Origin of the sequence: Kribbella sp. NBC_00382 (assembly GCF_036067295.1) — a bacterium.
GTDB lineage: Bacteria > Actinomycetota > Actinomycetes > Propionibacteriales > Kribbellaceae > Kribbella.
Window position 1 is genome coordinate 4,637,346 of sequence record NZ_CP107954.1, and the last position, 21,772, is coordinate 4,659,117.

Here is a 21,772-nt window from a genome sequence, read left to right on the forward strand (position 1 = left end):
CTTGTCTCAGGGTTGAGGAGGTTTGTTTCGCTGGTGGGAGGTCTGATCGTGGGGATTGTTCGGGGGCAGCTGTGGGAGCGGGATCCGGCGGTGGGGGAGCTGCTGGACGCTGTCGACGAGATGCGGGCCGGTGCGGGCTCGCTGGTCCTGGTGACCGGCGAGGCCGGGGTCGGGAAGACGAGTGTGGTGCGGGAGGTGCTCGGGCGGCTGGAGGGAGACGTCCGCGTACTACGGGGTGCGTGCGACGACATGTTGGCACCGCCCCCGCTGCAGCCGCTACGGGATGCCGTTCGGGGGTCGGGCGGGCCGCTGGAGCAGGCGCTGGCTAACGATGACGGCTCGCTGTTCGAGGCGATCGTCGCGGAGTTCACGGTGCCGGCCGTGCTCGTGATCGAGGACGTGCATTGGGCCGACGACTCAACGCTCGACCTGCTCCGGTACCTCGCTCGCCGGCTGCAACGCGTCCAGGCTGTCGTCGTACTGACGTATCGCGCCGACGAGATCGATCCACGGCACCCGTTGCGGGCACTGCTGGGTGCGCTGACCGATGTCCCGGTACGCCGAATCGCCCTCGAACCGCTCTCCGTGGACGCGGTCAAGGCGATCGCGGCCGACTCCGGCCGGGACGCCGGTGAGCTGTTCCGGCTGACTGGTGGCAACCCGTTCTACCTGACCGAGGCGCTCGCGGGGCCGACTGACGTCGTACCGATGACCGTCGTCGACGCGACGCTCGCGCGGTTGCACACACTCGATCCGGAGAGCGTGACCGTGGTCGAGCAACTGTCGGTGATTCCGACCCCGGTCGCGCTCCATCACATCGACCGTCTGGTCGACGGCCGGCTGGACGCGATCACCCGGGCCGAGCAGCGCGGAGTACTGGAGAGCGACGAGAACGGTGTCCGCTTCCGGCACGAGCTGGCGCGGCAAGCGGTCGAACAGGCGTTGCCCGCGATCCGGCGACGCGCGCTGAACTCGTCGATCGTCCGGCTGATCCTCGGCTGCGACGCCCGCGGCGAGCTGTATGCGTTGGTGCATCACGCGGTCAAGGCCGGCGACACCGAGACGATCGTCCGGTACGCGCCCGAGGCCGCCGCCAAGGCGACCAAGGCCGGCTCCCATCGCCAGGCGCTCGCCCACTACGAAGCACTCATCCCGTACGCCGACCAGCTACCGCCCCTCAACCGCGCGCAAGTACTGGCCGGCTACGCCTGGGAATTGCACATCGCCCATCGATTCCCCGAAGCGATGGAACGCTGCCGCGAAGCCGTCGCACTGTTCGAGGAACTGGCCGACCAGGATGGCGCTACCGGTCAGCAGGATCGGGTACTTCTGACCGAGGCGCTGATCCAGCTGTCGCGACACAGCTACCTGGCCGGCGAGACCGACGCCGCGCTGGCTGCCGTCGATCGTGCGCTCTCCGTTGCTCAAGGCAATGAAGAGTTGTTGCCCGCGGCAATCGGCTGTCACGCGATGATGCTGGTGCTGACCGGCTCGCCGGCCGAGGCGATACCGGGTCTGGAGCAGGCGCAAGCCCTGGCACTCCTGGCGGGGCGGACGGATCTCGCGGCGCTCTGCCTCAACTACCTCGGCCTCGCGTGGTGCGATCTGGATCAGCCGGGCGGACTGGAGAACCTCAGGATCAGCATCGACGCCGCCCTCGCAACCGGCGACTACGAGGCGGTCGCTCGGGGGTACACGAACTTGGTCGAGATGCTCTACCGGGCAGGGCGCTGGGACGAGTTGGAGGCGACGGTCGCGGCCGGGTTGGAGTTCACCCGGGAGCGTGGTTTCGGGTCGCACATCTACAACCTGGAGACGCATCGGGCGTTGCTGACGATGCGGCGCGGGGATCTCGGGGCGGCGGAGGCTCACCTGCGCTGGCTTATCGACACGGTTGAGGAGCCGGGCATGCTCTCCGTGCTCAGCGCCGCCAGCCTCGGCCGGGTGCTCGCGCGTCGGGGCGACTCCGACGCTGAGCAGTTGCTTGCCGATGCCTGGGTGGAGGCTCGGCAACAGCGGTCGGTACTTGGGTTGGCCTACGCAGCCACCGGGTACGCCGAGTGGGCCTGGCTCAATGATCGACCGGACATCGCCGAGGCGGTTCGGACGGAGTTCAGTGCCGAGTCGCTAGCGACTCCGGCGTACCGGGAACTCGCCCGCTATCTGGCGCTCGCCGAGTCGACTGACGCCGGCGATGGCTGGGAGGACACCCCGTACGAGCAGGCCATCGCGCAAGCGGAGACCGGCGAACGCGACAAGCTCCTCGAAGCCCTCCAGACTCTCTTGCACTTGGGCGCGACTCCCGCAGCCGCGCTGGTCCGCGCCCGCCTCAAGAAGCTAGGCGTAGTCCGGATCCCGCGCGGCCTCCAGGCCAGCTCCCGTAGCAACCCCGCCGGCCTGACCGACCGCCAGCTGGACGTCCTGGTCCACCTGACCGAAGGCCTGACGAACGCCGAGATCGCCGAGAAACTGGTCGTCTCCGTCCGCACGGTCGACCACCACGTCTCAGCCATCCTCTCCCGCCTCAACACCCCCACCCGCCGAGAAGCAGCCCGCCACGCCAAAACTCTCAACCTCACCCAACACTCCCACCGCCAACCAGCCTGAAAGAAAGCCGAACCCGACCACCAGCCGGCCTTGGCCGGCTGGTGGTCGGGTTCGGAGAATGTGGTCAGTCGATCGGATGGTTACCGCGGATGATCGCCTGCGGATCAACCCGCCGCTTCACCGCCCGCAACCGCTCACGAACCTCGGGAGTGAAGACCTCCGCGAGCGGCTCCCCAGAGGAGAAGTTCAGCAACGTCCGCCCAGAGATCCACGGCGCCAACTTCGCCTGCACCCCTTCGATCGCAACCGCGATCGGCCCGGCCAACTCCGGCACCGCGAGGATCCCGCCGAAGAGCAGCAGATACGGCTCATCGATGGACCCAGCAGCCCCCAGCGACGCATCCGAGCGAGCGAAGGCACCACCAAGATGACGGATCTCGTAGAGGAACAACGGCGACGGCTGCCCTGGCGCCGCAACGTCGAGCAGCGCCTCCAACACGTCCTCGTCAAAGGACTTCAACAGCACAGCCTTGAGCAGCCCGGCCGTCGGCTCCTCCGGCTCCTGCGCGATCGTCGTCACCGCGTTCAGCGGTACCACCGCCAGCCCATCGTCAAGCGGCTGACCCACCGCCCGCAGCGGCGCGAGCAACTCCTCCGCCTCGTCCTCAGCGCCGAGATAGACCGCGTCGATCGCCGTCACCCACCGCCCCCGCAGCGGCTCCGGGATGAACGGCAGATCAGGCAGGTTCATCAGCCAAGCCCATAGCGTCAGCTCATCAGGAGCCGACGCGGTGATCTCCGCAAACGTCCGCAACACCTCGCGAACCTGCTCGACCGGCCACACCATCCGCCCGCCGTAGATCTGCGGCGCCGGCACCAGCTCCATCTCGACCGACACCACGATGCCGAACTCGCCACCTCCACCACGCAGCGCCCAGAACAGCTCCGGATCCGACTCCCGCGTGACCCGCTGCTCGTCGCCGTACGCGTTCACCAGCTGGAACGCCCGCACGGTGTTGGCCGCTTGCCCGTACTTCCGCCCGAACCAGCTCAACCCACCACCGAGCGCGTACCCGACAACGGTCGTATCCCCGTTGCTCCCCGGCAGGCTGCTCATGCCGGTACCAACCAGCGCCGCGTTGAGATCCCGCCAGCGAACCCCAGCCCCGACCCGCACGACGCCCGCAGCCAGATCGACCTCGATCGAGGTGAGCGCGCCGGTCCGCAGCAGGACGGTCCCATTGATCGCAGCCGTAGCACCATGCCCACTGGGCTGCGCTGACACCACGAACCCATGCCGGCGTGCGAACCGCATCGCAGCGACGATGTCGTCCGCGCCAGTCACATGCACGACCACGGCCGGCCGCTGGTCGAGCTGCAGGTGCCACGCACCGCGCTCGTCATCCCAGTCCGGGTCTTCCGGCCCGATCACCCGGCCGTCGACGAGTTTGCGCAGTTCCTCCACCTGCTCCGCTGAGAGCGTCATTCATTTCCCCCTGAAAAGAGTCGATCCGGGCCCCAGACGGAACCCGGCGACTCTTTTCTACGGCGAACCCTCAGCTCAGCTCATCGGTGAAACCTGCCCATATCTCGCCTCCACTCACCCACATCAGGGGGCGCCGCGACCGCCGCCCTGTTGCTCGATCGTCTACCCACCCTCCGACCCGGGACGCTGGCTGCTCTCCGCCCACTGCTTGAGCTTCCCGGCGAGGATTTCGCGCACGCCGAACCCACCGGGGCCAACGTGCTCTTCGTCCAGGCGCTCCGCGGATCGGTCGCCTTCGGCAACGGCTTCAAACGCGTGACCGGACAGTCCCCAGCCAAAGACCGCGCCCATCAGTGCAACCTCACCCGCGGGTCGAGGACGGCGTACGCGATGTCGACCAGGATGTTCGAGATCACCACGGCCGCCGAGGCGAACAGGACGATCCCGATGATCACCGGCAGGTCCTGCTGGTTGATCGCGGTGATGGCCGTCTGACCGAGGCCCGGCAGGCTGAACACCGTCTCGATCACGACCACCCCACCGATCAGCTGACCGAGGTCGATGCCGAACTGGGTCACGACCGGCGTCAGCGCACTGCGCAGTCCGTGCCGGACGATCACCCGGCGCTCGCGGATGCCTTTCGATCGCGCAGTACGGATGTAGTCCTCACCCAGTACGTCGAGCATGGCCCCGCGAGTCAGCCGCGTGTACGTCGCCGCGAGCAGCAATGCGAGCGCGACCCACGGCAGCAGCATGTGCTGGAACCAGGGCCCGATGCCTTGGGTGATGCTGGTGTACCCGCCGGCCGGGAACCACTTGTACCCAGCCAGGGTCAACTGGAAGTACAGAAAGTACAGGAGCAGGAGGCCGAGCAGGAACGACGGGAAGGAGTAGAAGAACAACGAGAACAGGGTCAGGCCGCGATCGGCGATTGAGCGGGGATGGACGGCGGAGATCACTCCGTTGAAGACCCCGAGCAGCAGCCACAGGACGGCCGCGCCGAGCGCGAGTGACACCGTGATCGGCAGCGCCTGCCCGATGATCGACGTCACCGCGACCTGGTGGTAGTAGTCGTAGCCCAGGTTGCCCTGCACCGCGTTCTCGACGAAGTGCAGGTACTGCTTCCAGACCGGCAGGTCGAGCCCGAGCCGGTGCTTGATCAACTCGATCGTCTCCGGCGTCGCCTGCCGGCCGGCCAGCGTCTGCGCGACGTTGCTGGGGGCAACGAAGAACAGGCCGAAGACGGCCAGTGAGATCAGCCAGAGCACCAGGATGCCGTGACCGATCCGGCGGATCAGGAACAGCGCCATCGCAGTCTCCCTTCAGCGCAACCGGTCGGCCCGTGGATCGAACGCGTCCCGCACACCGTCGCCGAACAGGTTGAAGGCGAGCGTCGTGACGAGCAGCGCGATCCCGGGGAAGAAGATGAACCACCAGGCGGTCGTGTAGTAGTTCTGCGAGGCGCTGATCATCCCGCCCCAGTCGGCCGTTGGCGGCGGCAGACCGAGCCCGAGGAACGACAACGTCGCCTGGGTGACGATGACCACCGGGATCAGCAGGGTGGTGTAGACGATCACCGGCGCGAGCACGTTCGGCAGTACGTCGACGAACATGATCCGGGTATCACCGGCACCGAGCGAGCGGGCCGCCTCGACGAACTCGCGTTCGCGCAGCGACAACACCTGCCCACGGACGATCCTCGCCACCGATGCCCAGCTGAAGAACCCGATCACGCAGACCGTCACCGTCAGACTCGGCCCCGTCACCGACACCAGCGCGATCGCCACCAGCAGGAACGGCACCGACAGCACCACGTCGATCAGCCGGGCCAGGATGGTGTCGACGATCCCGCCGAGGAACCCGGCGGCCAGGCCGAGCACGACGCCGATCGCGACGGTGATCGCCGTCGCCAGTACGCCGACCAGCAGCGAAACCCTTGCGCCATAAGCGATCCGGACCAGAATGTCTCGACCCAGATCGTCGGTGCCGAGCCAGAAGGTCCCGTTCGGGCCCTTGGGCAGGCCGTCCGGCGTCAGCCCGAGGTCGCGGTACTGCTCGTTCGGCGGATGCCCGGTGATCGCGGCGAAGACCGGCGCGAAGATCGCCATCAGCACGATCAGCACGATCACCGCCAGCGAGATCATCGCCACCCTGTCCTTGCGCAACCGCGCGACCGCGAGCACCAGCGGACTACGCCCCTCGATCGCAGCCGCCGGTGCCTCGATCACCTCCAATGCCGCGGTCATGATGCCTTCAGCTCCGGTACTGCGGCCGACAAGTCCTCGCCGACCGTCATCGGGTAGAAGCACGCGGTCCGATGCGCCGGATCATCAGCGAACGCGGGCTCAAGCCCTGGCTCGGCCTCTGCACATTGCGCCCGGGCCTTCGGGCATCGGGTATGGAACCGGCACCCCGCCGGTGGATTCGTCGCGGACGGGATGTCGCCCATCAGGATGATCTGTTCCCGGCTGTCGGCCGTGTCCGGATCCGCGACCGGCAACGCGGACAGCAGTGCCCTGGTGTACGGATGCCTGGTCTGCGTGAACAACTCGCTGGTCGGTGCGACCTCGACGATCTTGCCCAGGTACATCACCGCGATCCGGTCGCTGACATGCCGGACCACCGACAGGTCGTGCGAGATGAACACGTACGTGAGGTCGAACTCGTGCTGCAGATCGGCCAGCAGGTTGATGATCTGCGCCTGGATCGACACGTCCAGCGCCGACACCGGCTCATCGCAGATCACCAGCTTCGGCCGCAGCGCGAGCGCCCTGGCAACCCCGATCCGTTGCCGTTGGCCACCGGAGAAGTCGGCCGGGAACCTGTTGTAGTGCTCGGGATTCAGCCCGACCAGTGCCATCAGGTCCTGCACCTTGCGCTTGCGCTCGGCCCCCGACGAGATGCCGTGGATGGCGAACGGGTCGCCGATGATCGAGCCCACCCGGCGGCGCGGGTTCAGCGAACCGTACGGGTCCTGGAAGATCATCTGGACCTCCCGCCGCAACGGCCGCATCTGGCGACGCGTCAGGCCGGTGAGATCCTTGCCGTCGAACCAGACCGAGCCCGACGTCACGTCGTACAGGTGAGCGATGCAGCGGGCCAAGGTCGACTTGCCGCAGCCGGTCTCACCGACCAGCCCGAGCGTCTCGCCCTTGCGAACCTCCAGCGAGACGCCGTCGACGGCCTTGACCACCTCCTTGCTCTGGGTCGGGAACTCCTTGCGGACGTCCTGCACCTTGAGCAGCGTCTCCGCGTGCTGGATCAGGGTTTCGGTCATCAGGCCACCGCCTCGGTGATGTCATGGTCGAGCCAGCAGGCCGACTGATGCCGCGGATCACCCTGTACGTCGGTCAGCGGCGGCGTCTCGACCCGGCAGCGGTCGAAGACGTGCGTACACCGATTCGCGAACGGGCAGCCCGCCGGCAGGTTGATCAGGCTCGGCGGAGTGCCCTGGATCGGGGTCAGCCGCTTCCCGCTCTGGGCCGGCAAGGACGCCAAGAGTCCTTGCGTATAAGGGTGATGGTTGCGGTAGAAGATGTCCCGGCGAGGTGCGCGTTCCATCACCGCGCCGGCGTACATCACGATCACCTCGTCGGACATCTCCGCGACCACGCCCAGGTCGTGCGTGATGAGGATGATCGCGGTACCGAACTCGTCCTGGAGCTTGCGCATCACGCTCAGTACCTGAGCCTGGACGGTCACATCGAGCGCCGTCGTCGGCTCGTCCGCGATCAGCAGCGCCGGGTCGAGCGCCATCGCCATCGCGATCATCACCCGCTGCCGCATTCCGCCGGAGAACTGGTGCGGATAGTCGTCGATCCGTTCCGCGGCCCGCGGGATGCCGACCAGGGTGAGCAGCTCGGCGGCCCGGCGACGGGCCGCCTGCTTGGAGATGTGCCGGTCGTGCGCCTGGATCATCTCCACGATCTGCCAGCCGATCCGGTACTGCGGATGAAGGCTCGACAGTGGGTCCTGGAAGATCATCCCGATCTTGGCTCCCCGCAATCGGCGGAGGGTGCCGGCGTCGGCGGTGATCAGGTCGGTGCCGTCGAAGTACGCAGTACCGGAGACCTGGGCGCCACGGGTCAGGCCGGTGATGGTCTGGGTCGAGACGCTCTTACCCGAGCCGGACTCGCCGACGACGGCGAGAGTCCGGCCGCGCTCGACATCGAAGGACAGACCCCGGACGGCGCGGACGGTGCCGTCCGGGGTGTCGAACGAGACCCGGAGATCTCGTACCTGCAGTAAGGCTTCAGTGTTGGGCACTGGTCAGCCCTGCTTGTCCTTGGCGAGCCACACGTTCGTCGGGTCGTAGTTCTGCAGCGACGGGACGTAGACGGCGTTGTGCACCTGCTCGGCGTGGTAGTTCGCCTGCTTGTTGTTGGTCAGCGGGTAGAAGGCCGCTTGCTCCATCACCCGAGCGTCCGCCTTGGCCCAGAGGTCGGCTGCTGCGTCCTCGGTCGGCGCGGCGATGGCCTGGTCGATCAGGGTGTTCGTGGTCGCATCGTCGTACAGGCCGAAGTTGCTGCCGACCGGCGGGAAGGACGGCTTGCCCGAGAACAGCGGGTTGAAGAAGGACAGGGCGGCGTTGCCGTACCAGTCAGCACCCCAGCCGGCCAGCGACAGGTCCCAGACGCCGCGCTGGGCGACGGTCGGTACCTGCAGGTACTTCACGTAGAAGTCCGCGTTCGGCGACGGTACGCCGGTGACGGTGATGCCGGCCTTGGACAGGTCCTGCTGGATGGTCTGGAACGTCTTGCTGCTGCCCTCGGTCGCGTTGCGGTAGAGGAACTTCAGCGTCAGGTGCGGGAAGCCGGCCTCGGCGAGAAGCTGCTTGGCCTTGTCCGGGTTGTACGGGTACGGGTCGATCTGCTTGGAGCCTGCGATGACGTCCGGCAGCACGTGGGTCAGCGGCGGGTTGAGCGTCTTGCCGCCGAGTACCTGCAGGATGTGGTCGCGGTTGATCGCGTAGCTGAGCGCCTGCCGGACCTTGGGGTTGGCCAGCGCCTTGTTGTTGTTCGGCGAGACGGTGTTGTAGATGACGTACGGGTTGCTGCCCGCGGTGTCGCCGATGGTCAGGTTCGGGTCCTTCTTGGCCTGCAGCGCGGGAATCTGCGACGGCGGCGGCGCGACGTCGAACTCGAGGTCGGCGCTCGGTGTGCCGGTCTGCAGCTGCTGCTGGACCGAGTCCTGGCTGACGGTCTCGTTGACGACGATCTTGTCCACGTACGCCTTGCGGACCGGGTCGCTGGCCGGGTCCCAAGCAGGGTTCCGGGAGTAGTTGATCGACTTGGTCGGCACCCACGAGTCGACCTTGTACGGGCCGTCGGAGGGGAAGTTGTTGCCGAGCTCGGTACTGGCCGGCAGGTACTTGAGCGACTCGACCGGGGCGGGGGAGAAGGCGGACAAGGTGAGCATGCCGACGAAGTACGAGGCGGGGCGGGTCAGCTTGAACACGACCGTGGTGTCGTCCTTGGCGACCACTCCGGGCAGCGGCGTCTTGTCGATGTACGCCTGGATCGCGGCCGGCGTCTTGGCGACCTTGGCGAACCCGTCCGCGAACTTCGAGTAGCCGTCGATCAGGCCGTAGAAGTCCGGAATGCCGCCGAACGGCTGAACCGGGTTCGCGGTCCGCTTGACGCCGCGGACCATGTCGGCCGCCGTCACCTGCCGGGCCGGGCTGGTGTTCCACTTGGCGCCGGACCGGATCTTGATCGTGTACGTCTTGCCGTCCGCGCTGATCCCGCCGTTCGCGACGGTCGGGAGGTCGGTGGCCAGGTCGGCGACCGGCGTGGTGTTCTTGCCGCCGGGGTCGGCCGGGTAGGTGAAGAGCTGGCGGCTCCACATCCGCAGGTTCGTGTAGCCGACCGAGTAGTAGCTGACGTTCGGGTCCATGTAGTCGACATCGCCCTTGCCCAGCATGTTCAGGGTGCCGCCGGTCACCGGCGTACCGCCTGAGTTGGTGCCACCGCCCGCGGTTGTGGTTCCCTGGTCGGCGTTGCACGCTGCCAGCGTGAGACTCGTGACGGCGACGATCGCCACCGCCGCGAGCCGTCTTGCAGAACTGGCCATTACTTCCTCCTCATGTCGCCCCTATGAGGCCGAAGCTAGAACTGCGGGCTCGGCTCGGCGGCCAGGTCACTGAACCGTCAACGTCTTGTCATCTGGCGTGAGGCTGCTTGATGAAGAACTCATGACAGACGACATCTGCAGTTAGGTGCAGGGGATTGGGTGTCGGCCTGTTTGCGAGCGACACTGGTCACGTGGCGCACAGCTTGTTACTGGTTGACGACGAACCGCGGATCCGGCGGGTACTGCGGCTCGCCCTCGAAGACGAGGGTTATGAGGTGTCCGAAGCGGCCAACGGGCTGGACGCGTTGACCGCGCTACGCCACGAGCCGCCTGACGTGGTGCTGCTCGACCTGATGCTGCCGGACCGGGACGGATTCACGGTCTGCCGGGAGATCCGGCGTACCAGCGACGTACCGGTGATCATGGTGACCGCACGGACCGACAGCCACGACATCGTTGCCGGGCTCGAGGCGGGCGCGGACGACTACGTAACGAAGCCGCTTGTAGCCAAAGAGTTGTCGGCCCGGATCAGGGCGCTGCTCCGCCGGGTCGAGCCGAACGGCACGCCGGTACTGGAGCAGTTCGTCATCGGCGACCTGGAGATCGACGTACCGGCGGCCGAGGTCATGCGGGACGGCTGCGTGCTGCCGCTGACCCGGACCGAGTTCAAGCTGCTGGTCGAGCTGGCCAGCCTGCAGGGCAAGGTGTGCAGCCGCGAGCATCTGCTGTCGAAGGTCTGGGGCTACGGGTACTTCGGGGACAGCCGGATCGTCGACGTGCACATCCGCCGGCTCCGGCTGAAGATCGAACGCGACCCGGCCACCCCCAAGCACCTCGTCACCGCCCGGGGTCTCGGCTATCGACTGGTGAGCTGACCTTGCGGCGGCGGTTCGGCCTGCGCGACCGGGTGATGCTGGCCTACGGGTTGCTGGCGCTCGGGCTCTCCGGCGTACTGGCGCTGGTCACCTGGAGCGTGGTCTCCAACTACCTGACCAACCAGCGGATCTCGTCGGCGATCGTGGAGACGTCGGACAACAAGACGACGCTGCACTACGGGCTCTACGGCCTGACCTCGTCCTGCGGCCCGGTCCGCCGGCTGAACGAGGAGCCAGACTGCGGTACGACGGTCGCGTTGTCGCCGGCCAGGGTGATGGACCTGGTCGAAGCGCTGCCGTCGACGGACGCGGCCGCGATGCTGATGCGGTACGACGGCGCCTGGTACACGGTGTCGGCGAGTTCGAGCGACATACCGGCCGACATGGTGGAAGCCGCGGCGAGCGGCGTCCAGGTGGATCGGCGGATCGAGGTCGACGGCGATGAGGTACTCGCTGTCGGGGTGGCGCTCGGGCGGCCGGGGGAGGCCTTCTTCGAGCTCCATCCGCTGAACCGGCTCGACAAGACCCTGCAGACGCTGAAACTCACCCTGATCCTGGCAGCGATCATCACCTCGCTGCTGGGGCTGGCGGTCGGGCGGCTTGCCAGCACGCTGGCGCTGCGGCCGCTGGCCAAGCTGACCGCTGCCGCGGCGGCGGTTGCGCGTGGGCGGCTCGACGCCCGGCTCGAGGCGGAGAACGATCCGGACCTGGGCGGGCTGGCGCAGTCCTTCAACCAGACCGCTGCTGCACTTGAGAAACGGGTGGCCGCCGACGCGCGCTTCGCGGGGGATGTCAGCCATGAGCTGCGCACCCCGCTGATGACGATGATGAACTCGATGCAGCTGATCCAGAACCATCACGCCGAGCTGCCCGGCTCGGTCCGCGAACCCCTCGAACTGCTCGGCGACGACCTCGACCGGTTCCGTCAACTAGTGGTCGACCTCCTGGAGATCTCCCGCGACGACGGCGGCGACCAAGGCAGCCGCGAACTAGTCCGGATCGGCGACCTGGTCCGCGCCGCCGCCGACGCCGCCGCCGGCCGCGAAATCACCGAGGTCGCCCCCGACGCCGCCGACCTGACCATGGAAGCCGACAAACGCCGCCTGGAACGTGTCATCGCCAACCTCGTCGACAACGCCGAACAACACGCCGGCGGCTGCAAAGGCGTCCTGGTCCAAGCCGGCGGCAAAGGCGTAGTCATCTACGTGGACGACGCCGGCCCCGGCGTCCCCGAAGCCGACCGAGACCGAATCTTCGAACGCTTCGGCCGCGGCAGCACCACCCCCGACACACCCCCCAACCCCCACCGCACCGGCACCGGCCTGGGCCTGGCCATCGTCGCCCGCCACGTCGAATGGCACCACGGCACAATCCAAGCCCAATCCCGCCCCGAAGGCGGCGCCCGCTTCACCATCGACCTCCCCGCCAAAAACCCTTAAAACCAAGAGCAACGAGAAGAGCAACGGCAAGAGCAACGGCAAGAGCAACGGCAAGAGCAACGGCAAGAGCAACAGACGGTCCCAGCTGCTGCAGTGGTTGACGCGGTGCCGGGGCGACGGATGGCGCTGGGGTCGGGGTGCTGCGGGTGACGATGCCGTGCTGACGGCAAGGCAAGGGCAACAGCCAAGGGCGACAGTCAAGGGCGACAGTCAAGGGCAACAGACGGTCCCCCGCTGCTGCTGTGGTTGACGCGGTGCCGGGCGACAGGTGGTGCTGGGTCGGGCTGCTGCGGGTGACGACGCCGTGCTGACTGCAAGGCAAGGGCTAAGAGCAGGGGCTAAGAGCAACTGACAGTCCCCGCTGCCGCTGTGGTTCAGGCGGTGCCGGGGTGCCAGGTGGCGCTGGGCTAGCTGCGCGCCAGTTCGTCAACGATAGTTGACTGTAGCTGTCCGGCTCGCCATGCGGGCGAGAGCCTCGGGACATCCGACCACCGCCGAGGCTGGGACAGTGTCCGGGGTGGCAGGCGGTGTTGGGTCATTGGGTACGGATCCGTCATCGTCGGCTAGGCGACCTGGCTGCTGGGGATGCGGGTAAGCCGCGCAAGTACGGGCTGAGCGCTGCGTGTCTGAGCGGACGGCTTGTACTGCGTGTCCCCGCGGCTGGTTGCCCAAGCGAGCAACCAAATCCGGCGCCTGCCCCGAACGACCGTGCATCGATCCATTCAACCTACAGGTGTTCGGCTGGTTTGAAGTGGTGAGGAATTCACGTTGTGGATAAGGGGATTCCGGCCCGAAACTGTCGGCGGCGCGGTCTAGCCTTTGGGGTATGGACGATCGTGACGTGGAGACGATGAGCGACAGCGAAGCGCTGTCCGATCTCGATGTCACGCGCGCGAAAATAGCTGTTTTGGAGTCGCGCGAGATCAAGATCTTGGACCGGTTGGAACAGAACCGGTACGCCAAGACCCTCGGTGCTCACGACCTTCCCCGGCTACTCGCCCACCGCTACCGCCTCGACCTGGCCGACACGACCCGGCGCGTGAAGCTGGCCGTCGACCTGCGCAAGTACCCGGCCGTGGCCGCCGCCCTCCCCACCCCCGGCAACGTGATCCCCGACGCTGGCGTGGTCCTGAACCTGCCCCAGGCACGCGCCATCATGTCCGCCCTGGAGCAGATCCCGAAGTCAGCGAACGTCCCCGTCGAAGAACTCGACGCGGCCGCAGAACAAATGGTCGAGGCGGCCCGGCACATGAAGCCGAACGAGCTGCAGTCGATGGGAGTGCAGGTCCGCAACATCCTCGACACCGACGGCCCCGAACCCCGCGAAGACGCCGCCCGCCAGCGCGAAGAGGTCTGGGTGACAAAGGTCGAAGACGGGGTGAAGTTCGGCGGCTACCTCGCCGGTGAGAACGCCGAGAAACTGCAGACAGTCCTGCAGACCGGCGCCAAACCCCACAAAACCGAGGACGGCGAGATGGATCCCCGGTCGCGCGGCAAACGCCAGGCCGACGCCCTGATCGATGCCCTCGACATCTCCCTAGCCTCCGGTGACCTGCCCACCCGCGGTGGGATCAAGCCGCACATCACCGTCACGATCAACCTCGACGACCTCCTCGACGCCGGGCGGCAGGCGACCGGTGACCTGACCTACGGCGACGGCCTGTCCGCCTCCGCGATCCGCCGCCTCGCCTGCGACGGCGGGATCATCCCGGTGGTGCTCGGCTCGGACAGTCAGCCGTTGGATGTCGGCCGAGAGAAGCGGTACGTCACCGACGGCCTGCGCAACGCCCTGAACCAGCGCGACCGAGGTTGCGTGGTCTGTCATGCGCCGCCGATCTACTGCGACGCACACCATCTGGTCAGCTGGGCCGACGGCGGTGTCACCAGCCTCACCAACCTCGTGTTGTTGTGCCGGGTCGACCACACGTCCCTGCACGACGGGCACTGGACCATCACCATTGTCAACAACCAGGTCCAGGTCACCCGCCCCACCTGGGCCGACCCACCCCGACCAGACACCGAGCGAAGACTCAACCAGCCCAGTACTACCTCCGCCACCGCACCCGCGACGACGGCCACTGGCCCCTGCTCGTCACCCGCGACGACGGTCCCCGACTCCTGGCCTGCACCGACTGCCACGGGTGGGCCACCTGCTGCATCCAAGCGCACGTCGCCGGGTGCTGACCCTTGGCCTTCAGAGGCCACCGTCGAGGGACCCACGTCGGCGGACGCTGACCCCTGCTCGCCACCCGCGACGACGGCCGCTGAGCCCTGGTCTGCGCCGACCGCCACGGGTGGACCACCTGCGGCACCCAAGCACGCCTCGCCGGGTGCTGACCCCTGGCCTTCAGAGGCCACCGTCGAGGGTCCCGCGTCGGCGGACGCTGCCCCCTGCTCGCCACCCGCGACGACGGCCGCTGACCCCTGGTCTGCGCCGGCCGCCGCAGACACAGATCACGCGGTGGCGGATGGGAGCTCTGGTACCAAGTCAGCAACCACATCCGGTCCGCCTGCAGGTCCTGCACCGGCTTCGGGGCCTGCTCAGGCACCGAGACTGAACTGGCCATACAGCGACGATGCTGCCTGGATCACCGCTGAAGAGGCGAACGCGCTCGATCCCTGGGGCGACAACTCCGCGGGTGCGGATGTACCGGCGATGCCCGAGCCAGTGAGTGAATCCACCGGGAGTCAGCCCTGTGCGGGTGATGCGCCTTGGGTTACTTCGGAAGAGGCTGCGGCTCTCGACCCCTGGGGTGAGAATCCTGCGGGTGCGGCGATAGCTCGTGCTGGGCTCGGGGCAAAGCCCGCGCCGACGTCTGGCCGGGTTCGGACTGAGGACGATTCTTGGGCGACGCCGGACAGGACAGCAGGCTTCGATCCTTGGGCGGACAGCGCGTGATGCCAGCAGGTAGCTGAACTGCCTCGACCCAGCAGCCTTCCTCGCGTGCGCCACTCTGCTTGAGGGCCTCAGACAGGTCGCGGCAATTGGCGGTGCTGCCCTGCATAACCAGTTGCCGGAACGCTTCCACCTGTTGCTTCCACCCGGCGCCCGCCCCTTGCGGCTTCCGGTCAGCTGTACCCCAGACGGGTCCACATTTCCCACGCCGCGGGTGATGGGCCGGACGTCAGTCGGTGGCCTGCGCGATGGATGCGATCTTGTGCGAGTGGCTGTAGACCGTTGTGTTCCTCCTGACTGCGTCGGCGGGTGCCGCGAGGTCCGCGGGTGGTGTGCGGTCTGGCGGCAGTCGGTGGGCTTCGTGATGGATGCGGTCTCGGGCGAGTGGCTGTGGACGGTTGCGCTTCTCCTGACTGCGTCGGCGGGTGCCGCGAGGACTGCGGGTGGTGTGCGGTCTGCCGGCAGTCGGTGGTCATTGGGGCGGGTGCGGCGGTGGACGGGTGACCGTAGACGGCTGCGTTCGCATCGGCTGGGTCTACGAGTGCGCCGAGGTCTTGGATGCTGCGGGTGACGGAGTATGGGCTGGTGTTGGTGGTGTCGCGGCGGCCTTGGTGGTCGTGCGAGATGACGGTGAAGTGCGGGGCGAGGGCTTCGGTCAGGGGTGGGTTGCTCGGCGGTCGGAGAGGGCTCCGCTGAGCAGGATGACCGGTATGGCGCCTGGCTGGCTGGCTGTCGTGTCGGCCGGGCTGGGGCCGTCGAGGGCTGATGGGTTCGGGGGGCTGCTGTGTGTGGGGTGGCGGTGCTCATGTCCGCTTGGGGTGGTCGCGGCTGTGCCGCTGCGCTGCCATAAGCATCGGCAGAGTCGGCGGTCGGAAGTCGGGTGGCAGTCGGCGGTTGGCGGTTGGCGGTCGCGAGTGGTTGTTGGGTGAGCGGGTGAGGGAGGGATGCCAGGTGGCTGTGTGTGAGCGGCGGGACGCATGGTCGGGTGGCGTGGTCGTGGGGGTGTCAGCGGCGGCGTCAGCGGCGGGGGCGCCGTTGTCTGGTGCGTGGTGCGTGGTGCGTGGTGCGTGGTGGACGGTGGCGACGGGTCGTAGCTGGAGAAAATCGGCTGACGTTTTCTTCGTGGCGACCTACTCTGGGGGCATGGCTACTTGCCTCTGTGTCTAGCTGCGGACCCGCTTCCACGCCAGAAGTGTGTCCAGTTGCAAGTACAGAAAGTAGTCATCATGATCACCGTTCGCGGTGTGGATATTCGTGTCGGCGCTCAGCTTCTGCTGTCCGACCTTTCGTTTCACGTCAGCCCTGGGGACCGGATCGGTCTGGTTGGGCGTAACGGCGCCGGGAAGACGACGCTGCTGAAGGCGCTCGCGGGTGAGGAGCGGCCGGCGGCTGGGGCGATCGCGGCTACCGGGTCTGTTGGGTATTTGCCGCAGGATCCTCGGGCGGCTGATCCGGCGGTCACCGTCACCGCGCGCATTCTGTCTGCTCGCGGGCTTGACCGAGTGGTGGAGCGGCTGCGTAAGGCTGAGACGGCCATGAGCACGGCGACAGGCGAGGCGCAGGAGCGGGCGATGGCTGCCTACGCACGCGCCGAGGCTCAGTTTCAGGCGGCTGGTGGGTATGCGGCTGAGGCTGAAGCCGGGCGGCTTGCGGGTGGTGTGGGGTTGCCTACGCGGGCGCTCGAGCAGCCGGTTGGTGAGTTGTCGGGTGGTCAGCGTCGGCGGGTTGAGTTGGCGCGGATCTTGTTCGCGGAGCACGACACTTTGCTGCTCGACGAGCCGACCAACCACTTGGATGCGGACTCGGTCGGCTGGCTGCGGTCGTTCCTGCTCGGCTACTCGGGTGGGCTCGTCGTGATCAGCCACGACCGTGACCTGCTCGCCGCGACGGTCAACCGGGTGTTCCACCTGGACCCGCAGCGGACGACGATCGATGTCCACAACACCGGCTGGAAGAAGTACCTCACCCAGCTGGAGCTCGACGAACGCCGTCGTACCCGGGAACGCCACACCGCCGAGCGCAAAGCCGCCGTCCTCAACGCCCAAGCCGACAAGATGCGGGCAGGAGCCTCGACCGCGATGGCCGCCAAGAACATGGCCAGGCGGGCCGAGAAGCTCCTCACCGACCTCGAGCCGGTACGCCGAACCGCCCGCGTGGCCAAGATCCGTCTACCCGACCCGGCACCCTCCGGCCGCACCCCACTCACGGCCAGCGGACTGACCAAGTCGTACGGCGGATTGCAAGTACTCAAGGGCGTCGACCTAGCCGTAGATCGCGGCAGCAGGTTGGTCATCCTCGGGCTCAACGGCGCGGGCAAGACGACCCTGCTTCGCATCCTGGCCGGCCGGGAACATCCCAACAGCGGTCAGGTGGCGCACGGTCATGGGCTGCGACTCGGGTACTTCGCGCAGGAACACGACACGCTCGACCTGGCCAGCACCGTCCGGCAGAACCTGGCCGATGTCGCGCCGGGCCTGACGGATGGAGAGGTGCGCAATGTGCTCGGCTCGTTCCTCTTCACCGGGGACGATGCGGACAAGCCTGCCAGCGTACTGTCCGGCGGCGAGAAGACCCGGCTGGCCTTGGCCGGCCTGGTCCACTCGGGCGCCAACGTGCTGCTCCTCGACGAACCGACCAACAACCTGGACCCGGCATCGCGCAAAGAAGTACTCGGTGCCGTAGGCAACTATCTCGGCGCGATCATCATGGTCACCCACGACGAGGGCGCCATCGAGGCCCTCCGGCCGGACCGGGTGCTGATCCTGCCGGACGCCACCGAGGACCTCTGGACCGACGACTACCTCGAGCTGGTGTCGCTCGCCTAAAACAAGAGGGCCCGCGCCACCAAAGGCGCGGGCCCTCAGAAAACCTCAGAAAACCTCAAACAAACCTCAGCGACCCTGAAGCGACTTCACGTTGTCGCCGAAGGTCCAGTTCTTCGAGCCGTCCCAGTTGATCGACCAGGTCATCAGGCCCTTGAGTTGCCCGTTGAAGCTGTTCCACGCCTGCGACACCAGCGACGGCGCCATGTACCCACCACCGGCACCGTTCTGCGCGGGCAGACCGGGTACCTGCTTGTCATACGGAACGCGGATCGTGACGCCCTGGACGACGAGCCCGTTGTTGAGGCAGGTCGTCTGCGCGACGAAGCCCTGCACGGTTCCCGCGGAGTACGAGTCGCCCGAGCACCCGTACATGCTGCCGTTGTAGTACTGCATGTTCAGCCACCACAGCCGGCCGTTGTCGGCGTACTTCTTGATGATCGGCAGGTACGAGCCCCAGATCGAGCCGTAGGTGACGCTGCCACCGGTGACGTACGCCGTCTCCGGCGCCATCGTCAGACCGAAGTTCGACGGCATCTGGGCCAGTACCCCGTCGATGATCCGGATCAGGTTGGCCTGCGAGGCGGAGAGCTGGTTGATGTTGCCGCTACCGGAGAGGCCGGTCTCGATGTCGATGTCGATGCCGTCGAAGTTGTACTGCTTCAGCAGCGGCACGACCGTCGCGACGAACCGGTCGGCGACCGTGGACGAGCTGAGGTCGATCCCCGCGGCAGCGCCACCGATCGACATCAAGATCGTCTGCCCGGCCGCCTTAGCCGCGCACATCTCAGCCGGAGTGGCGACCTTCACGCCCGCGTCCATGCCGTCTTCCCACTTCACCGTGCCGTCGGACAGGATCACCGGGAACGCCGCGTTGATGACGTTGTACCCGTGCTGCGCGATCCGCGAGTCCGTGATCGGCGTCCAGCCGAACGGCGGGTGCACACCGTTGGACGAACCGTCCCAGTTCTCCCAGTAGCCGTGCAGCACCTTCCCAGCCGGCCGCGACTTCACCGGACAGGTGGTCGACCCAGGCGGCGGCGTAGTCGGCGGGGTCGTCGGCGGAGTGGTTGGAGGTGTTGTGGGCGGCGTAGTCGGCGGGGTCGTAGGTGGCGTGGTCGGGGGAGTGGTGGGCGGTGTGGTCGGAGGTGTGGTCGGCGGGGCACCGTCGCAGGCGCCGAGGTCGAGCCAGAGGGAGGCGGCCGCGACCGGGTTCCAGCCAGAGCCCGGCGGCGCGGTGTGCGCCTGCCGGGCCTGGTAGGTCCTGTTCTGGTACGTCACCTTGGCGCCGACGGCATAGGCCACCCCTTCAGCCCACGCGGGTGCGGTACAAGCAGCCTGTACCGCCGCCTGAGCGGACTGACCTGCCTGGACGGCCACCACCCCAGCCCCTGCGAGGAGCAACCCCGTGGTGATGGCACCCGCGAGCAAACTGCCGAGCCGTCGGTTCATGGCCACTCCGATCTAATACGCAAGGACCTTTCTTTTATTCACGGTAGGGGTTGGGTCGATCGGCTGCCACGACATGTCGGAAACCCGCCATCAGCGCAGGCCCAGCTCCGAGCTGACCCAGGCGAGCCGGTCGTCCTTGGCGTCCTGGGTGAGGAAGTGGTCGGACTTCTCGTAGAGGCTGACCTTCGCGCCCGGCTTGGCCGTACTGAAGGCGGCCCGTACCTCCGGCGTGACGAAGATGTCGCGACCGGCCCACTGGAAGTAGACGTCATGGGCGCGCGCGACATTGTCGACCGGATCGAGGCCGGCGAAAACCTTGCGATAGGCAACTGCCTGGTCGGGCTCAAGCCCCAGCCAGAACGTGTCGAACCAGTTTGCCCAGGTCGCATCACCCGCCATGAAAACCATCGCATGAGCCCGCTTGCCGATCAGAGATGCGTACATCGCGCCGTAGTCGTGCCCGATGACGGCAGTACGCCGTGAGTCCACACCGTCTTGCGCGAGCAACGCCTGGTACGCCGCTTCGACCGCCGCGAGCTGATCCGTCACCTTCGTCCGATCGGTCTTGTCGCCAATCGGATCGCCGGCCCAGGGAAAGCTGAGCTGCGGCAGGATCGCGACCGCGCCCTTGCTCGCCAATGCGATCGCCTCGGACAGGAACTCGGTCCGGTTCTGCGTCGAGCTCGGCGGCTCGAACCAATGCAGGTAGAGCGCTCCGGCCAGCTTCTGATGCTTCTTAGCCACCGGCCTGACCAGGTACGCCGTGACCGGCGCCTGCCCATGTACCGGGATCTGGATGTCCGTCACCACCACCGGCTGCGGCTTGCTCGAATCCGTCACCGCCGACGACGCCCCGGCCGCTGCAACGCCCAGCAGCAAGGCCCCGACCATCGTCGCCACCGCGAGTCTTCTCATCGCCCACCCCTCACAATCCATCAGTTGATAAACTCTTTTAATAACTGACGACCGTAGAGCGGCTGGGCCGGACGGTCAAGACGGTGGAGGATGTGCGGAATGAGCAGCGTGCCGGCGACCGACCCCTGGTTGGGGTTCGTGCTGGACCTCTGCAACACGTACGACCTGCTCGAGGACCCGCCCGACCAGCTGACCATCCCGCTCGCCACCCGCCTGGCCGCTCACCATGAGCTCGCCGACCCCGGCCTGACCGCCACCGACCTCGAGCCGGTACGCGCGGTGCGCAACCGCCTCTACGGAGTCTTCGCCGAGGCCGCCGAGGACGCGCAGTACGGCGTACTGAACGACATCTTCACCTCGTACGCCGCCCAGCCGCGCCTGATCGCCGGTCCACGGCTGGCAGCAACTGGTGGCGCAGACCCAGTCGCACGCCTGGCGATCTCAGCAGCAGACGCCCTGGCGCGAGCGGTCGCGGACGGTGCCGCCGACCGACTCCGTACCTGCGCCGGCGACCCCTGCCGCTGCGTCTACGTCGACCGCACCAAGGCCAACCGCCGCCGCTACTGCTGCGAACTCTGCAATGACCGGATGGCCTCCGCCGCCTACCGCAGCCGCAAAAGCTAAGGCCTTGCGCCGGGTCTCAACCCACGGGTGGAGACCGCAGATCCATCCGGGTCACACCTGGAGGCCGACGTTCCGGCGACGCAATCCGACGACTCTGGAGACATCCAGAAAGTGCGCCGGATCCGCCGGCCAAAACGTCGGAAGGACAGTGCAATGTCGGTCAACCTCCTGCTGGGCATCCTGATCGGGGCCTTGGTCGTGGTTCGCGTGATGGCCCGTCAACTGCGCGGCTCGATGGTGACCCAGCGATCGCTGGTGGTGATGCCGCTGATCCTCGTGATCGTCGGCCTGCTCTCCGCCCGCGACGCCTTCAGCACCGCGTCGCCCGGCGAGCTCGCCTTCTTCGTCTTCGACGTCGCCGTACTGATCCTGATCGGCTTCGCCCGCGGCTCGAGCACCCAGCTCACGGTCCGCGACGGCGGACTGCACCAGAAGGGCACCGGAGTCACCCTCGCCCTCTGGCTGCTGACCATCGGCATCCGCGTCGGTGCAGGTTTCGCCGGTGCGGCCATCGGCCTCAACGGATCCCTCACCACAGCCGCCCTGCTGCTGACCTTCGGACTGAGCATCGCGGCCCAGAACGTCGCCGTCTACCTCCGCGCCCAGCGCCTGCACATGCCGCTGGCGGCCGAGCGGGCATGATG

Annotated in this window: 16 protein-coding genes; 7 read left to right on the plus strand and 9 right to left on the minus strand. The window is 67.3% G+C overall.

Features of this window, described 5'->3' with window-relative positions:
- Window positions 1-48: 48 nt before the first annotated feature.
- The gene (locus OHA70_RS22460) at window positions 49-2,607 is read left to right on the plus strand and encodes an ATP-binding protein (protein WP_328320712.1); all 2,559 of its coding nucleotides are present in this window, start codon (window positions 49-51) and stop codon (window positions 2,605-2,607) included.
- Window positions 2,608-2,671: 64 nt separating this feature from the next.
- On the opposite strand, the gene OHA70_RS22465 is transcribed toward OHA70_RS22460, so the two are convergent.
- The 7 genes from OHA70_RS22465 to OHA70_RS22495 form a co-directional block, all read right to left on the minus strand.
- Window positions 2,672-4,033, minus strand: a complete 1,362-nt coding sequence (locus OHA70_RS22465) for an FAD-binding oxidoreductase (RefSeq protein ID WP_328320714.1) — start codon at window positions 4,031-4,033, stop codon at window positions 2,672-2,674.
- A 162-nt stretch (window positions 4,034-4,195) separates the two neighbouring features.
- A complete protein-coding gene (locus OHA70_RS22470) occupies window positions 4,196-4,384 on the minus strand; it encodes a hypothetical protein (protein ID WP_328320716.1) in 189 nt (62 codons plus the stop codon).
- A complete protein-coding gene (locus OHA70_RS22475) occupies window positions 4,384-5,343 on the minus strand; it encodes an ABC transporter permease (protein WP_328320718.1) in 960 nt (319 codons plus the stop codon). The genes OHA70_RS22470 and OHA70_RS22475 overlap by 1 nt, the downstream gene beginning before the upstream one ends.
- Before the next feature lie 12 nt (window positions 5,344-5,355).
- Window positions 5,356-6,279, minus strand: coding sequence for an ABC transporter permease (locus OHA70_RS22480; RefSeq protein ID WP_328320719.1), 924 nt, complete (start codon window positions 6,277-6,279; stop codon window positions 5,356-5,358).
- Window positions 6,276-7,313, minus strand: coding sequence for an ABC transporter ATP-binding protein (locus tag OHA70_RS22485; RefSeq protein ID WP_442913909.1), 1,038 nt, complete (start codon window positions 7,311-7,313; stop codon window positions 6,276-6,278). The genes OHA70_RS22480 and OHA70_RS22485 overlap by 4 nt, the downstream gene beginning before the upstream one ends.
- A complete protein-coding gene (locus OHA70_RS22490) occupies window positions 7,310-8,299 on the minus strand; it encodes an ABC transporter ATP-binding protein (protein WP_328320721.1) in 990 nt (329 codons plus the stop codon). Before OHA70_RS22490 ends, OHA70_RS22485 begins: the two co-directional genes overlap by 4 nt.
- Before the next feature lie 3 nt (window positions 8,300-8,302).
- A complete protein-coding gene (locus tag OHA70_RS22495) occupies window positions 8,303-10,105 on the minus strand; it encodes an ABC transporter substrate-binding protein (RefSeq protein WP_328320722.1) in 1,803 nt (600 codons plus the stop codon).
- A gap of 191 nt (window positions 10,106-10,296) precedes the next feature.
- Between OHA70_RS22495 and OHA70_RS22500 the strand changes: the two genes are divergently transcribed.
- From OHA70_RS22500 to OHA70_RS22515, 4 genes are all read left to right on the plus strand, one after another.
- On the plus strand, window positions 10,297-10,980 hold the full coding sequence (locus tag OHA70_RS22500) for a response regulator transcription factor (RefSeq protein WP_328320723.1): 684 nt from the start codon (window positions 10,297-10,299) through the stop codon (window positions 10,978-10,980).
- Between the two features lie 2 nt (window positions 10,981-10,982).
- Window positions 10,983-12,419 (plus strand): HAMP domain-containing sensor histidine kinase, encoded by a 1,437-nt coding sequence (locus OHA70_RS22505; RefSeq protein ID WP_328320725.1) that lies wholly within the window; start codon window positions 10,983-10,985, stop codon window positions 12,417-12,419.
- An 826-nt stretch (window positions 12,420-13,245) separates the two neighbouring features.
- Window positions 13,246-15,318 (plus strand): DUF222 domain-containing protein, encoded by a 2,073-nt coding sequence (locus OHA70_RS22510; RefSeq protein WP_328320727.1) that lies wholly within the window; start codon window positions 13,246-13,248, stop codon window positions 15,316-15,318.
- A 1,223-nt stretch (window positions 15,319-16,541) separates the two neighbouring features.
- Window positions 16,542-18,140, plus strand: a complete 1,599-nt coding sequence (locus tag OHA70_RS22515; RefSeq protein WP_328320729.1) for an ABC-F family ATP-binding cassette domain-containing protein — start codon at window positions 16,542-16,544, stop codon at window positions 18,138-18,140.
- A 66-nt stretch (window positions 18,141-18,206) separates the two neighbouring features.
- On the opposite strand, the gene OHA70_RS22520 is transcribed toward OHA70_RS22515, so the two are convergent.
- Window positions 18,207-19,589 carry a carbohydrate-binding protein gene (locus OHA70_RS22520; protein WP_328320731.1) on the minus strand — a complete coding sequence of 461 codons (1,383 nt, stop codon included), beginning with the start codon at window positions 19,587-19,589 and terminating at the stop codon, window positions 18,207-18,209.
- Window positions 19,590-19,679: 90 nt separating this feature from the next.
- Window positions 19,680-20,504: an alpha/beta hydrolase family protein gene (locus OHA70_RS22525; RefSeq protein WP_328320733.1), complete on the minus strand. Its 825-nt coding sequence runs from the start codon at window positions 20,502-20,504 to the stop codon at window positions 19,680-19,682.
- A 99-nt stretch (window positions 20,505-20,603) separates the two neighbouring features.
- On the opposite strand from OHA70_RS22525, the gene OHA70_RS22530 reads away from it, so the two are divergent.
- Both OHA70_RS22530 and OHA70_RS22535 read left to right on the plus strand, forming a co-directional pair.
- Window positions 20,604-21,128 (plus strand): CGNR zinc finger domain-containing protein, encoded by a 525-nt coding sequence (locus OHA70_RS22530; RefSeq protein WP_328320735.1) that lies wholly within the window; start codon window positions 20,604-20,606, stop codon window positions 21,126-21,128.
- 153 nt (window positions 21,129-21,281) lie between these two features.
- Window positions 21,282-21,770: a hypothetical protein gene (locus tag OHA70_RS22535; protein ID WP_328320737.1), complete on the plus strand. Its 489-nt coding sequence runs from the start codon at window positions 21,282-21,284 to the stop codon at window positions 21,768-21,770.
- Window positions 21,771-21,772: the final 2 nt, after the last annotated feature.

What these genes read in the sequence shown, in the direction of transcription:
- OHA70_RS22530 (WP_328320735.1), top strand. Translation starts at nt 20,604, where the DNA reads ATGAGCAGCGTGCCGGCGACCGACCCCTGGTTGGGGTTCGTGCTGGAC.
- OHA70_RS22515 (WP_328320729.1), top strand. Translation starts at nt 16,542, where the DNA reads ATGATCACCGTTCGCGGTGTGGATATTCGTGTCGGCGCTCAGCTTCTG.
- OHA70_RS22495 (WP_328320722.1), bottom strand. Translation starts at nt 10,105, where the DNA reads ATGGCCAGTTCTGCAAGACGGCTCGCGGCGGTGGCGATCGTCGCCGTC.
- OHA70_RS22475 (WP_328320718.1), bottom strand. Translation starts at nt 5,343, where the DNA reads ATGGCGCTGTTCCTGATCCGCCGGATCGGTCACGGCATCCTGGTGCTC.
- OHA70_RS22535 (WP_328320737.1), top strand. Translation starts at nt 21,282, where the DNA reads ATGTCGGTCAACCTCCTGCTGGGCATCCTGATCGGGGCCTTGGTCGTG.
- OHA70_RS22520 (WP_328320731.1), bottom strand. Translation starts at nt 19,589, where the DNA reads ATGAACCGACGGCTCGGCAGTTTGCTCGCGGGTGCCATCACCACGGGG.
- OHA70_RS22465 (WP_328320714.1), bottom strand. Translation starts at nt 4,033, where the DNA reads ATGACGCTCTCAGCGGAGCAGGTGGAGGAACTGCGCAAACTCGTCGAC.
- OHA70_RS22470 (WP_328320716.1), bottom strand. Translation starts at nt 4,384, where the DNA reads ATGGGCGCGGTCTTTGGCTGGGGACTGTCCGGTCACGCGTTTGAAGCC.
- OHA70_RS22480 (WP_328320719.1), bottom strand. Translation starts at nt 6,279, where the DNA reads ATGACCGCGGCATTGGAGGTGATCGAGGCACCGGCGGCTGCGATCGAG.
- OHA70_RS22510 (WP_328320727.1), top strand. Translation starts at nt 13,246, where the DNA reads ATGGACGATCGTGACGTGGAGACGATGAGCGACAGCGAAGCGCTGTCC.
- OHA70_RS22525 (WP_328320733.1), bottom strand. Translation starts at nt 20,504, where the DNA reads ATGAGAAGACTCGCGGTGGCGACGATGGTCGGGGCCTTGCTGCTGGGC.